10 protein-coding genes are annotated in these 14,512 nt (G+C 43.6%); 7 read left to right on the top strand and 3 right to left on the bottom strand.

The genetic code is table 11. From position 1 onward, the window contains the following. Positions 1-15 precede the first annotated feature (15 nt). Both AB5935_RS17520 and gcvP read left to right on the top strand, forming a co-directional pair. Entirely contained in the window at positions 16-654 is a 639-nt protein-coding gene (locus tag AB5935_RS17520) for an MBL fold metallo-hydrolase (protein ID WP_007844108.1), read from the top strand. 35 nt (positions 655-689) lie between these two features. Beyond that, positions 690-3,539: an aminomethyl-transferring glycine dehydrogenase gene (gene gcvP, locus AB5935_RS17515; protein ID WP_007852142.1), complete on the top strand. Its 2,850-nt coding sequence runs from the start codon at positions 690-692 to the stop codon at positions 3,537-3,539. 283 nt (positions 3,540-3,822) lie between these two features. Here the strand turns inward: gcvP and AB5935_RS17510 are convergent, their stop codons facing one another. Together AB5935_RS17510 and AB5935_RS17505 are read right to left on the bottom strand one after the other, a co-directional pair. Next, on the bottom strand, positions 3,823-6,537 hold the full coding sequence (locus AB5935_RS17510) for an alpha/beta hydrolase family protein (protein ID WP_008652098.1): 2,715 nt from the start codon (positions 6,535-6,537) through the stop codon (positions 3,823-3,825). A gap of 32 nt (positions 6,538-6,569) precedes the next feature. After that, positions 6,570-6,806: a hypothetical protein gene (locus tag AB5935_RS17505; protein ID WP_007844103.1), complete on the bottom strand. Its 237-nt coding sequence runs from the start codon at positions 6,804-6,806 to the stop codon at positions 6,570-6,572. A 123-nt stretch (positions 6,807-6,929) separates the two neighbouring features. Here AB5935_RS17505 and AB5935_RS17500 point away from each other — a divergent pair, with 123 nt between their 5' ends. Further along, positions 6,930-7,157: a hypothetical protein gene (locus tag AB5935_RS17500; protein WP_007850037.1), complete on the top strand. Its 228-nt coding sequence runs from the start codon at positions 6,930-6,932 to the stop codon at positions 7,155-7,157. A 30-nt stretch (positions 7,158-7,187) separates the two neighbouring features. Here AB5935_RS17500 and AB5935_RS17495 read toward each other — a convergent pair whose 3' ends face one another. Then, entirely contained in the window at positions 7,188-8,855 is a 1,668-nt protein-coding gene (locus AB5935_RS17495) for a formate--tetrahydrofolate ligase (RefSeq protein WP_038609403.1), read from the bottom strand. Positions 8,856-8,943: 88 nt separating this feature from the next. On the opposite strand from AB5935_RS17495, the gene AB5935_RS17490 reads away from it, so the two are divergent. From AB5935_RS17490 to AB5935_RS17475, 4 genes are all read left to right on the top strand, one after another. Then, positions 8,944-10,119, top strand: a complete 1,176-nt coding sequence (locus AB5935_RS17490) for an iron-containing alcohol dehydrogenase (RefSeq protein WP_038609400.1) — start codon at positions 8,944-8,946, stop codon at positions 10,117-10,119. A 313-nt stretch (positions 10,120-10,432) separates the two neighbouring features. Then, complete coding sequence (locus AB5935_RS17485; protein ID WP_007838619.1) at positions 10,433-11,656, top strand: hypothetical protein; 1,224 nt, start codon at positions 10,433-10,435, stop codon at positions 11,654-11,656. A gap of 5 nt (positions 11,657-11,661) precedes the next feature. Next, complete coding sequence (locus AB5935_RS17480; protein ID WP_007838618.1) at positions 11,662-12,243, top strand: condensin complex protein MksE; 582 nt, start codon at positions 11,662-11,664, stop codon at positions 12,241-12,243. Then, the coding region (locus AB5935_RS17475) for an ATP-binding protein (protein WP_368327505.1) at positions 12,227-14,512 on the top strand (2,286 nt) is incomplete at its 3' end. The genes AB5935_RS17480 and AB5935_RS17475, both read left to right, overlap by 17 nt.

Below are 14,512 nucleotides of genomic sequence, written 5' to 3'. Positions count from 1 at the left end.
ATAGATAAAAGAACAATGAAAATAAAGAAATTTGAATTCAATATGTTTCCGGTAAACTGCTATGTGTTATCGGACGAAACGAAGGAAGCCGTCATTATTGATGCCGGTTGCTTTTATGAAGAAGAAAAGCAAGCCTTAAAAAGATATATTGACAGCAATAACCTGACAGTGAAACATTTATTGAATACGCACCTCCATCTGGACCATATTTTCGGCAACCCATTCCTGTTACAAGAATACGGACTAAAAGCCGAAGCAAATCAAGCGGATGAATTTTGGCTGGAACAAGCCCCGGCACAATCACGTATGTTTGGCTTCCAATTGCCCGAAGCACCCGTGCCATTAGGAAAATATATCTTTGATGGAGATATCATTACTTTCGGCAATACCCAACTGGAAGCTATCCATGTACCGGGTCATTCGCCGGGAAGTATTGTTTATTACTGCAAAGAAGACCACTGTATCTTCAGCGGTGATGTATTGTTCCAAGGAAGTATAGGACGTGCAGACCTTACAGGAGGTAATTTCGACGAACTTCGCGAACATATATGCAGTCGTTTGTTTGTACTTCCCCCCGACACGGTAGTCTATCCTGGTCATGGAGACCCGACCACTGTGGGAGCAGAAAAAGCGAACAACCCTTTTTTCCGATAAGATAAAACTTAAAATTTAACTTATATACTACTACCATGAAAACAGATTTATTAGCAGACCGACATATCGGTATACAGGAAGAAGACCTTCCCGTTATGTTGGAAAAGATTGGCGTAAAGAGTCTTGATGAACTGATTAACAAAACAATTCCGTCCAAAATCCGTTTGAAAGAACCTCTGCCACTGGCTGCTCCCATGACGGAACGGGAGTTTGCAGAGCACATTACCGAACTAGCTTCACAAAACAAGATTTATACCTCCTATATAGGTATGGGTTGGTATGATAGTATTACTCCGGCGGTCATTCAACGCAATGTATTCGAGAATCCTGTGTGGTACACCTCGTACACTCCTTATCAAACCGAAGTTTCACAAGGACGTTTGGAAGCATTGATGAACTTCCAGACTGTCATATCCGACCTCACAGCCATGCCATTGGCAAACTGCTCATTGCTGGATGAATCTACCGCCGCTGCCGAAGCCGCCACCATGATGCATGGACTTCGCACCCGCGACCAACAAAAAAGCGGAGCCAATGTATTGTTTGTGGATGAAGAGATTTTCCCACAGAATCTGGCAGTCATCCAAACCCGCGCCCTTCCGCAAGGCATGAAGATCCAAGTAGGAAATTACAAGGAATTGGTATTTACTCCGGAAATTTTTGCCTGCATCCTGCAATACCCCAATGCCAGCGGTAGCGTAGAAGACTATCGTGAGTTTGTGGAAAAGGCACATGCTGCCCATTGTAAAGTAGCCGTGGATGCTGATATCATGAGTTTGGCATTATTAGTTCCTCCCGGCGAATGGGGAGCAGATATCGTATTCGGAAGTACCCAGCGCCTGGGTATCCCCTTGTTCTACGGAGGTCCGTCCGCAGCCTACTTCGCTACACGTGACGAATATAAACGCAATATGCCGGGACGTATCATCGGCTGGTCTAAAGACAAATATGGCAAACTGGCCTACCGTATGGCTTTACAGACCCGTGAGCAACATATTAAACGCGAAAAAGCAACTTCCAACATCTGCACCGCACAGGCATTACTGGCTACAATGGCCGGCTTCTATGCCGTTTATCATGGGCAGGAAGGTATCAAAAATATAGCAAAACGCATTCATAGCATTACCACCTGGTTGAACAAAGCCCTAACCCGCTTGGGATATGTACAGCATAATGAATTATTCTTTGACACCCTGCGTTTCAGTCTGCCCGACCATGTTTCGGCTCAGAAGCTGCGTACCATCGCATTGAGTAAAGAAGTAAACCTCCGTTACTATGATAATGGCGATGTAGGTTTCAGCATTGATGAAACCACCGACCTGAAAGATGTAAACCTGTTACTTTCCATCTTCTCCATTGCTGCCGAAGAAACCGTTCAAGAAGTGACAGACATTCCCGAAGCATCCTCACTGAATCGTGAACTACGCCGCCGTACTTCCTTCCTCACCCATGAGGTATTCAACAAGTATCATACTGAAACCGAAATGATGCGTTATATCAAACGTTTGGAACGTAAAGATATCTCATTAGCACATTCCATGATTTCATTGGGTTCTTGTACCATGAAACTGAATGCCGCTTCGGAAATGCTCCCACTCAGCAACTTAGGCTGGATGGCTATACACCCGTTAGCACCTGAGGATCAAACAAAAGGCTATCAGACACTAATTAATAACCTAAGCGAGCAGTTGAAGGTTATTACCGGATTTGCAGGAATCACTTTGCAACCTAATTCAGGTGCAGCAGGAGAGTATACAGGACTTCGCATCATCCGCGCTTATCTGGAAAGTATCGGACAGGGACACCGCAACAAGATATTAATTCCGGCATCAGCCCACGGTACGAATCCGGCTTCAGCCATTCAATGCGGATATACCACGGTGACTTGTGCCTGTGACGATAAAGGTAATGTAGACGTAGAAGATTTACGTGCAAAAGCAGAAGCCAACAAGGATGATCTGGCTGCATTAATGATTACCTATCCGTCCACTCATGGTATCTTTGAACCGGAAATTGCAGAAATTTGTAAAATTATTCATAAATGCGGAGCACAGGTTTACATGGATGGTGCAAATATGAATGCACAGGTAGGTCTGACCAATCCGGGTACCATCGGTGCTGATGTATGCCATTTGAATCTGCATAAGACTTTTGCCAGCCCTCACGGTGGTGGCGGTCCCGGTGTAGGTCCCGTTTGTGTAGCCGAACATCTGGTCCCGTTCCTTCCAGGACATCAAGTTTGGGGTAACAGTGCCAATCAGGTTTCTTCAGCTCCATACGGTAGCGCAGGAATCCTGCCTATTACTTACGGTTATATTTGCATGATGGGCGCCGAAGGTCTGACCAATGCCACCAAGACTGCCATTCTGAGCGCCAATTATCTGGCAGCCTGCTTCAAGGATACCTACGGTATTGTATATACCGGTGCTACGGGCTTTGTGGGCCATGAAATGATTTTAGATTGCCGCTATCTGCATGACGAAACCGGTATCAGCGAAAATGACATCGCCAAGCGTCTGATGGACTATGGCTATCATGCGCCCACCCTTTCTTTCCCGGTTCATGGAACATTGATGATTGAACCGACTGAAAGTGAAAGTTTATGGGAACTGGATAATTTCGTCACTGTGATGCAAACCATCTGGCAGGAAATTCAAGAAGTGAAGAATGGCAGTGCCGATAAAGAAGATAATGTATTGGTCAACGCCCCACATCCTGAATATGAAGTGGTGGCCAATGAATGGAATCACAGCTACAGCCGCGAGAAAGCCGCTTATCCTATCGAATCGGTACGTGATAACAAATTCTGGATCAATGTAGCCCGGGTAGATAATACATTAGGTGACCGCAAACTGTTGCCTACCCGTTATGGTAAGTTTGAATAAAAAAGCATTGTACTAAAAAGAATAAGAGAGGATCAAAACTCAGTTTTTGAAAATATGAATTTATAATTTGAAATTTGAGCATCCTAAAAAACTAAAGAAAGGGTCGTATCATTAGTCAATACAGAGCTTGATACGACCCTTTTAAGTTTATAATTACTATCTGTAACTTTTCGGAGCTGTCATTTTAGTTTTGACACACCTCCTCCCTCTTTTCAGGAACTATCCTTTTACTTTATCCACAGTAGGAGCAGCTTGAATTCTATAGTCGTCCGAACACATAATATCAGTATCCTAATTCATAAGGCTGTTCTACAGCCGGAACCCCGTCAGACATCCATTCAGGCATTGCTTCTTTTTTCAGATAATGATTAAAGAACTGGAACATACGTTTTTGAAAATCTATTTTGTTGGCAATCTTTGTCGGCCAATGCGGTTCGCCTGTATAGTTCAGCATCCAACAAGGCTTTCCAAGACGTTTCATTGCCACAAAATATTCTATTCCCTGATACCAGGGCACATGTCCGTCAGCATCATTATGCATAATTAAAACAGGTGTTTGTACCTTGTCCATCGTGAACAGAGCAGAGTTTTCCAAATAACGCAACGGAGTACTCCAAGGCGTACCGGCCAGACGGCTCTGAGTATGTTCATACTGGAACGAGCGCGCCAGCCCCGATCCCCAACGGATACCTCCGTAGGCACTGAACATATTGACCACCGGAGCACCTGACTCAATAGCCGCAAACAAATCAGTACGTGTAGCCAGATAAGCCACTTGATAACCGCCCCAACTATGTCCCTGCGCACCTATGGCTTTCTCGTCAATATAACCTTTGCCTATCAACATGGCAACCCCCGGCATCAGACAGTTATAGCAACTCTCACCCGGATAACCGTCTACATAACGTATGTCCGGATTGAACACAATATACCCGTTACTGTTATAAAAATGATAATCAATGGTAGACCGATGCGGTTCCGGCATCCGGTAATTAAACAGAGTTTCTGAATTTCGCTCATAGAAACTCACAATCATCGGGTATTTCTTGGCCGGATCAAAATTAGCAGGCTTATACACCACCCCTTCCAACTTACGACCATCTAAAGATATCCACGAAACCAATTCAGCAGTTCCCCACAAATAGTCTTTCTGTTGGTCAATGCCATGAGTCAACCGAATAGATTTCTTGAAATCGAGTGTAGCATAATGAAGGTCAGGATATTGCTCAAAACTTTCCATCGTATAGATTACATGGTCTGTATTTTTCGCCTTATAAATACTGCGTAACATATAGTTACCCGCTATCAATTCTTTGGGAGAAGCAGCGGTGGAAAAACGAGCCTTGTAATACCCGTTCCCTTTGGTCACTTCGTTAAAGCCTTTCAACAACTGTGGCTTGTTCAGGTCAACCACACGCTCCTCCTTATCCAGTTTTACCAAACGATATGAAATCCGGTTCTTACGTCCATTCATCGTCAGATTGACAGGTTCCTTCATGGCATCCGGATCGAATTTCCAAATATCATAACGGTCATAAATTAAAAGGGACTCATCCCGTTCCGTCCATCCGGCAGTTCCATGTGCGTTCGGATAGTCAGGTACATCATTCTCTTCATCCCATGCGAGGAAAGAAACAGGGGTAGTCAACTGAACCTTTTTCCCATCTGCCATAGAAAGAGTATACCAACAACTGTCTGTTTCAGCATACCAATACGCATACTTGCCTTGTGGTGAAAGACGGTATCTGCCATAATCCGCCGATGCCAGTAATTTACGGCTGCCATCTTCCAAAGACACAGTGTAATAATCACTGCGTGTCCGCCCTTCCCACATGGAGGACAATGAATAAGGACGCGAAGTGGAAAGCAATGCCAACGGGGCATCTCCTTCATCTCCCAACAAAATCTGAGATAACTCCTCATCTGCCAGCTGACAAATACGACCACTATTTATATGATAAACCGCTTGATAGCTTCTTTTCAGCTCTTTCTCCTTATTATAATTCTGTACAGTATATTGCACCGGCTCGTCCCAACTCCACACCTGCACATTGGGACGGTTCTCCGCCAATTGCAACGTATCCTTTTGTCTAGGCTCAGGCGATGTGCCAAAAAACAACCGGGAAGCACTCTTCGAAAATTGTAATTTCCCATGCTCACTAATCACCCATCCTTTCGGAAGAGCCTGATTGCCACGTGCCACAACTTCTGTTGCCGGTGCTCCTTGCTGTGACAGCCACAAGCTCATGGCTTTATAACAAGAATTTTTCTGTGCACAATATAAGAAAGCCAAGTTTGCTCCATCTTCATCAAAAGTTACCTGTTTAAACACCCCGTCACCTTCTTTTATCAGCGTCTTCACACCTGTTTCCGTATTCAGAAGATACAATCCCGGCTTTTCCTCTGCTTTATCACCTGCGGTTATATAATAAAGCATTCCGCTTTTCTCCGCAAAGTTGAAAGCTTTCACAGCAGGAGCCTCATACCGAGTACTGAGGTTTGCATTCAACGGTTGAACATACAAAGTCGAGTCTTTCCTTCCCTTCTGAAAAGCAACCCAGTCCACCTTCTCTGCCAGTTTGAATGTTTTCAGTGAATCAATCACTTCCCTGTCGCCCAAAAGCGAATAAATAACCAATGCATCCATCGGCAACTTATCTTTCTTTGTTTTCTTTATTTTCAGAGAATCCACTATCATCTTGCCGGGTTTCTGCGACACAACCAAATAGTCGGAAGAGGCCGAGAAAAGAAAACGGTCTGCCCGCGGGAAAGTGGCAAGTTCCTTCCCTTGTGCATCATACAAATTCACCACAGCATCCCCTTCCCAAGGTTCCATCTTGCATGCCACCCACTTTCCATTATCAGAAATAGATTGCCCGCTGATACGCTGCCAAGCAACTAAATTGTCTACTGTGAGACTTTTCGAGGCTGTCTGCGCCATAACAGGCGACAGATTCCCTATGCATAGGACAAGAGCCAGATACTTTACATGTTTCATATCCATTTTGTCGTTACTGATTAGTTCAATTTTTATAAAGGCTTATCTTTCTCATATTCCGTTTTATCTTCGGCCGCAACCAAATTTAATTCTCTACCGCTCTCTCCATACGAAACTGCATGACGTACTGCGAAATATTCCAAGAACAAATGGTCCAGCGTAAACAATAACCTATTCAGGTTCTCATTTCTGACAGAAGGTTTTGTATTCCTACTACGAATCCGAGACATGCATTTACGGCGTTGTTCGGGAGTCAAGACATCTGCCATCTATCCACTTTTTAGATAATGCAAATATATAAAAAACGGATAAAAGTCTGATTCTAAACAATAATTTTGTACTTTTACTGCCATATATAATCCATATACATTCAACACCAAACAATAAAAGCCATGACAGCAAGAAACAAAGTTCTAACCATCATGGGTATTATTATACTCATGGGGGTTATCTCAATAGGATTCTTTGTATTTCCAATCGGAATTTCCATGTGCGCCATTACAGGCTTATGCTATGGCTGCAAATATAAAGACAAGTTGTTTATCAGATGGTCATCTGTAGGATTGGTAATAGGCATCGGACTTTCCATTTACACTTGGTGTTTAATCTCGTCAATGTAACACAGTATAAGTTCAGTAAAAAAAGAGGGGTTACGACAACCCCTCTATTTCACCATTCACGATATCAATATGCAATGCTTGCGGTTCCTTCGGCAATCCCGGCATACGCATTATTTCTCCGGCAATGACTACCAGCATCTCAGCTCCGGCATTCATCACAATATCTTGTACATGGAATTCAAAGTTATCTACCGCACCGTAAATTTTGGGGTCGGTAGAGAATGAATACTGCGTCTTGGCAATACAGATAGGGAAATCTCCATATCCCAATTCTACAATATGCTTCAGTTTCTTACGGGCAGCAGCACTATACGTAATAATGCTAGCACCGTATAAATTACAAGCCACCTTCGATATTTTAGTTTCTACACTATCCTCATTATCATAGGCATATTGCAAAGGCTCGGAAGGTTGTTCCTCAATGGTTTTCACAACCAGTTCCGCCAATTCTACTGCCCCTTCGCCACCATCAGTAAAGGCATTGTTTACTGCAAAGCCCACGCCTTTCTTCTCGCAATGGGTACGGATATAATCCACTTCTTCCTCCGAATCATCCCCATAACGGTTAAACGCAACGACAACTGTTTGACCAAAATATCTCAAATTACGCAAATGCTTATCCATATTGGCTACCCCCTGCTTCAAAGCTTCCAGATTGGGTTCCTTTATCTTATCCTGTGATACGCCGCCATGCATTTTCAATGCACGGGCAGTAACCACCAATACGGTCAGTTTAGGTGTGATACCTGCTTTACGGCACTTGATATCATAAAACTTCTCCGCTCCCAGGTCAGCCCCGAATCCGGCTTCGGTAATAGTATAATCACTAAAAGTCATTGCCATCTTGGTTGCCAGAATAGAGTTGCAACCGTGAGCGATATTGGCAAACGGTCCCCCATGAACAAAGGCAGCAGTATGTTCCGTAGTTTGTACCAGATTAGGAGAAAGAGCATCTTTCAAAAGAACTGTAATGGCTCCGGCAACTCCTAAATCTTTTACAGTAAAAGGTTTATTGTCATACGTAAAACCTAATAAAATATTTTCAATGCGACGACGCAGGTCCTTTTCATCCTTGGCCAGACACAGAATAGCCATAATTTCAGATGCAGGAGTAATATCAAACCCTGACTCTTGGGTAATTCCATTGGTCTTCGGTCCTAGTCCTGTAACAATATAACGGAGGGAACGGTCATTCACATCCAACACACGACGCCACAGCACTTCCTTCAATCCGAAACCATTATCACGATTCTGATAAAGGTAATTGTCCAACAAGGCCGAAATCATATTGTGAGCAGAAGTGATGGCATGAAAATCACCTGTAAAATGAAGATTAATCTTATCCATTGGCAAAACTTGGGCATATCCTCCTCCGGCGGCTCCCCCTTTCATTCCGAAACAAGGACCTAGCGACGGCTCACGCAAGGCAACAATTGTTTTCTTTCCTATTTTATTCAGTCCCAAAGCCAATCCGATAGAAACAGTGGTCTTACCAATACCGGCTTTGGTAGGAGTGATAGCAGTAACTAGAATAAGGTTACTCTGCTGCACCTTTTCTTCATCTATCTGACTTTCATCTACCTTGGCAATATAGCGCCCGTAGTTACTGATGTGCTCTACAGGAATACCGGTTTCCCGAGCCACCTGTTTAATTTTGACCAGCTCAATGCTGCGTGCTATTTCAATGTCCGTTTTCATCTTTTTACTAAATTTAGGCGGCAAAGGTAATATATTTCCTTAACTTTGCTTTGGTTTCAAACAACAAAATAATATAAGGAGTAAGCAAATGAACAATTTTGTATTTTATAGCCCTACCGAGTTTGTATTTGGCAAGGATACAGAAATCCAAACCGGAACTCTTGCTAAAAAGTATAACGCCCGGAAGGCAATGATTGTTTACGGTGGAGGCTCTATTATTCGCAGCGGATTACTGCAACGCATAGAAGATTCTCTGCAACAGGCAGGAGTGGATTATGTAAAATTAGGAGGCGTACAGCCTAATCCTACTGACCCGAAGGTTTACGAAGGCATTGAACTGGCGCGCAAAGAAGGCGTGGACTTTATGCTTCCCGTAGGGGGAGGCTCTGTCATTGACACAGCAAAAGCCATTGCGGCAGGAGTACCCTACGAAGGTGATTTTTGGGATTTCTATATAGGAAAAGCCAAAGTGAAGAAGGCCTTAAAAGTGGGTGTGGTACTTACTATTCCCGCTGCCGGTAGCGAAGGTTCGGGCAATACGGTGATTACCAAACTGGAAGGTCTGCAGAAACTAAGTTTGCGTGTACCGGAATTACTACGGCCCGTTTTTGCTGTGATGAATCCGGAATTGACCTATACTCTTCCCCCCTATCAGACAGCTTGTGGCATTGCCGATATGATGGTACACATTATGGAACGTTATTTTACCAATACTCCCGATGTGGAAATCAGTGACCGGCTGTGTGAGGGAACTTTAATGGCTATCATTAAAGAAGCATACAAAGTGAAGCAGAATCCAAACGATTATGAGGCACGCGCCAATATCATGTGGTGTGGAACAATTGCTCATAATGGTACGTGTGGAGTAGGTTGTGAGGAAGACTGGGCTTCACACTTTCTGGAACATGAAATCAGTGCTGTATATAATGTGACGCATGGGGCAGGACTGGCAGTTATCGTACCTGCATGGATGACATTCATGGCAGAACATAATCCGAAGAAGATTGCCCAGTTTGCAAATCGTGTTTTCGGAGTTCCCGAAAATGAGGATTTGGAAGAGATGGCACTTGCCGGTGTATCACGATTGAAACATTTTTTCAGATACATAGGCTTACCGGTCAATTTCAAAGAACTAGGTATAGAACATCCTGACATTGAACTGCTGGTAAAAAAACTACATGAAAACAAGGGAGAATGGGTAGGCAATTATGTGAAGCTGAACAAAGAATATAGTAAAGAGATATTCGAACTAGCCTGCAAATAACCCACACAACTAAACAGTTCTAAAACATAGGCACCCGGTTTATCAGTCTTTACCGTAAAGTTCCTAAAGTATTCTATTTTCCAGATGCGATGGCACGGATATCTTTATTCTAACTACGTTATTCGTGTCAACCGCATCTGAAAAATATAGCATCATACAAGCGACAGAAACTCCATACAACGACCTCCTTCTTACTAATTTACGCCTCAGCATTTTCCACCTTTTACTTCACTATTTATATGCTTTTTAGCATAAAACGCTAGGTTTTTCCAACCTTTTGGAGTAACTTCGCCGGACTTTTTTGAAAAAAACAATGTATATATTCCGGTCAATTCACGAAATTATAAATACGATTTTTGTAGCTAAAGGGCTGTTGGTAGAGATGTTTGAGAAGAGAAAGGTACACAGTTTTCGATACTCGGACGCACTCACCCTATTGAAAGAAGACGAAAACCGTTTAAAAATACTCATCGAAAAGGAAATCATACACCAAAACGGAAACTTTGTGGAACTGGATACCCGATTCCTTGATTTCTTCGAACTGCTGCTGGAAGCAAACGAGGAAATCAACACTGCTACCGTAGAGGAAAACATAGAGTATCTGCACGAACTGATGGACTACTACCTGAAGGAAAAGATCCAGTCGCGCAAGGAAAGTTATGTACGCAATATCAAGATTACCTTTCAGAAACTGGCACGTGTAACGATACGGAACATTATCAATCTTCAACACAATATTGATAATGCTTTCAAACACGAACCTACGTACCAGATAAAAATAGCCAAACTGCAAAATCTGGACAAAAAGCGAATCAACATCCAGCGGTTGATAGACTCTACCGAACATCTGATTCTGCACGAAGAACGAGATTTCTTCCGCCAGGCCACTGATGAGGAGCTGACTCGCATTCTGCTCGAACTGCGACAGGAACTGCAACTATCAGCCCACAGTCTGATTCGTGCCCAACAGGATATCATCAATTATCTGAACCAGATAAAGAACCAGGTGATACTGGTAGAAAAGATACGAAAAGTAAAATATCTGCAAGACCAGTTCGAGCTGCGCGCCCGAAGCAACCTGTCCGAAATCATGGAACGGGAGCGTTCCCTCCTGCTGGAAGGCAGTCCGCAAGCATCGTTCAAACTGTCGCCTGCCTATCTGGCCAGTGACGAAGCACGTCCCATCATTCTGAAAGTTATCAGCAATCAGAAGTACCGTGAAATTGTGCGGAAAAATGAAGCCGGGGCTTTCAGTGAAGAAGACTTGAGAGCACAGGCCATGTATGAAGAAGTGATTAATCTGGACGAAGTAGTGACCGCCTTTGTGCAGTCGGGAGCAGAAGCCCGTTGGAAAGGAGAACCGGTCAACGACCTTTTCTCTTTTCTGTTGCAGTATCACTTCCATCGCGAAGTGGACGAAAAGGAACGCACCACGTTCTTCTGTCAGATTGTCTCACTTTACGAAAACCAACTGGAAATCCGGAACGAGTTCGGACTCCACAATCAATATGAATACGCTAAAATATATCCACTCTGAGAATTATGGATTTAAATATACAAATACCCGATAATACCGCGTCCATCTTTGAATACCTGCAGAAAGGACTGTTCATCAGTTCCAACAGCACCAGTGAAGAAGTACGCGATATGTATAATGAAATAGATGAGAATTACGAGCCCCTCTATCAGTATTTTTCACAGATAAACTATACGCTGGAACGTGGAAACGAATATTTCTTCTTCTCGCGTATAGAACCTAAAGCCACACTGGAACAAAAAATCATGCGTGCCTATTACTGGATAGATGTGCTCGACTTTTTCAAAACTTACGATGAAACTTTCGGTCCCGGATTCCGCTTCCAGCCCGAACAGATATTGGTGGAAACCAACATTAACATGCTGCTCCAGAACAAACTGGACGGTATGCGGAAACACTTCTCGGACAAGGACATCCGCAAGGAAGTACTGGAAAACATGATACGCCAGCTCACCAAAGACTCATTTCTGGAACAAGAAAACGAGAAAACGAATACGTATAAGGTGATGAGTGCCTGGCATTATCTGGAAAGACTGATTGAAAGTATCAACATTTACGACGAAACCGAAGATGAGAAACCTGAGTAGAATAATCTTTATCAATAGTGCGAATATCCCTTATTCGGACGATATTTATCTGGACGGAAACGTTCACTTCATCGGCACGCAGGGAGTAGGGAAAAGTACCATTCTGCGTGCTATCCTTTTCTTTTATAATGCCGACACGCAACGACTGGGCATTTCGGTGGAAAAGCAAAATTACACGGATTACTATTTCCCCTACTCCAACTCGTACATTGTTTACGAAGTGGCAACAGAGAACGATGCATTCTGTATTCTGAGTTTCAAGTCGATGAACCGTGTGTGCTACCGCTTCATCCACTCTCCTTACCGTAAAGAATTCTTTATAGATGAGAACCGGATGGCCTATAGCGAGAGTGACCGCGTGCGTGCTGTGCTGGACCAACATGGAATAGAATATTCACGCATCATCTATACCTACGACGAGTATCGGAACATTCTGTATGGAAACAGTACAAGTCCTGAGTTCAGCCGGTACTCGCTGATGGAGAGCAAGCAATACCAGAATATTCCGCGTACCATACAAAACGTGTTGTTGAATTCGAAACTGGATGCTGAATTTATCAAAAAAACAATCATTTCTTCTCTGAACGAAGACGAAACAGCCATCGACCTGAACAGTTACAAGGAGCATCTGAAAAACTTTGAGACTCGTCTGAAGGACATCGAAGAATTTCAGAAACGGGAAACCCGGAAACAAGCTAGGGAAATCACGCTATTATCCCAACAAACCTCCCAACTGCAAGGCGGACTGGTGCAGAACTGCCGCGAACTGGTCACCGCTTTTCGCAAAGCCGAAAGTATCCTTCCCCAATGGAAAGAGAAACAAGACCGCGCAGATGCCGGCAAGGGAAAACTGATGTGCCGGAAACAGGAGCTTCAAGATGAATCGCGCAAGCGCAGCGACAAGTTACAGGAAGCCCTGGCAGTGCTGAACAACGAATTGCAAAAGGCATTAGGCAAAGAAAAGGACTATCAGAAAAAGAACATAGAAGAGATTATAGAACGTTCTTCCAAGAAAGAAGAATGGAAGAACCGGCAGGTGGGATTGCTGGAAGAACAACGCATCCTCACCTCACAATATATGGAAATCTCCACCAAGTATAAATCACTGATTCAGACCCTGGACGAGCAATGGAACAAGATTCATGAAGCGAAAATCAAGCAACTGGACACATTAAACAATATGTACAACGAGCGTCTGGAAGAGGCTCGCAAGGAATACCAGCGCTTCACCGATTCCCTTTATCAGGAATTTGAAACCCTGTCACAGCAGCTCCATCCGCTGAAAGCCGAGAAACTGAGTGAACTGAATGCCATGGATTATCAGATAAAACTATGCAGAAAGGAAATTTTCTTTGAGGAAGAGCAGCAGGAATTGAAAGCGCGCATCCAGAATTATGCCAACTTTCACACGGAACGGAAAAATCGTATCGCCCAAGCGCAGCTCACCATCAAGGAACTGACCATGACTTGGGAAGAGGAACAGCAAGAACAGTTGAAAGAAAAAGACTTGACCTTGCAGAAACTGCAACAGGAAATGCTGCAACTGCGTCCTCGCATAGACGAATTACAAGCTTTTCTGGACAACAGCAAAGACACCTTGCAAGGCTGGCTGAAAGAAAACAAAAAAGGATGGGAAGAGAACATCGGCAAACTGTGTGATGAAAGTATTTTATGGCAACGGGGACTTTTCCCGCAAAGTACCATTGAAGGGGGGAACTCATTCTATGGCATTTCCATAAATTTAGACAGCATCCATCGTCCCATCAAGTCTATAGACGACTACATAGCCGAGAAAGAAAACGGTGAAAAGCGTCTGGAAGAAATCACTGCCGCCATGCAACGCCTGCAAACTGAAAAAGAAGAAGTGCAGGAGCAGTTGAAACGCAAATACCAACCGCAGATAAAGGAGCAAAAAAATCTCATCAGTCAAATAGAGTATGAACTGGAACAATTGGAACGCCAATACCAGCAGGATATGCTCGACTTGGAAGAATGGAAGAAGAAAGCCAATGAGGAACGGAACACCAAAATAAACCAATTGGAAAACGAAAAGCGCAAACGGGCTGCCGAACTGGAAGGAATAAACAACAAACTAAAAAACCTGAACAAGGAGAAAACAGAAAAACTGGATAATCTGAAACAGGCATGGAACCAGCAGCAGCAAACGCTTGCCACCGAAAAAAAGACACAGGCGGAAATTATCGGAAAGGAAGAAAAAGAAGAGCAACGAAGAATCTCCTCCATCAAAGCTGAATATGAAGCAGATATG

Source organism: Phocaeicola sp. RTP21198st1_B8_RTP21198_201120, assembly GCF_040929485.1.
Lineage (GTDB): Bacteria > Bacteroidota > Bacteroidia > Bacteroidales > Bacteroidaceae > Phocaeicola > Phocaeicola dorei.
The sequence above is the reverse complement of the archived record's forward strand: the minus strand, read 5'-3'. Positions and strand labels throughout refer to the sequence as shown.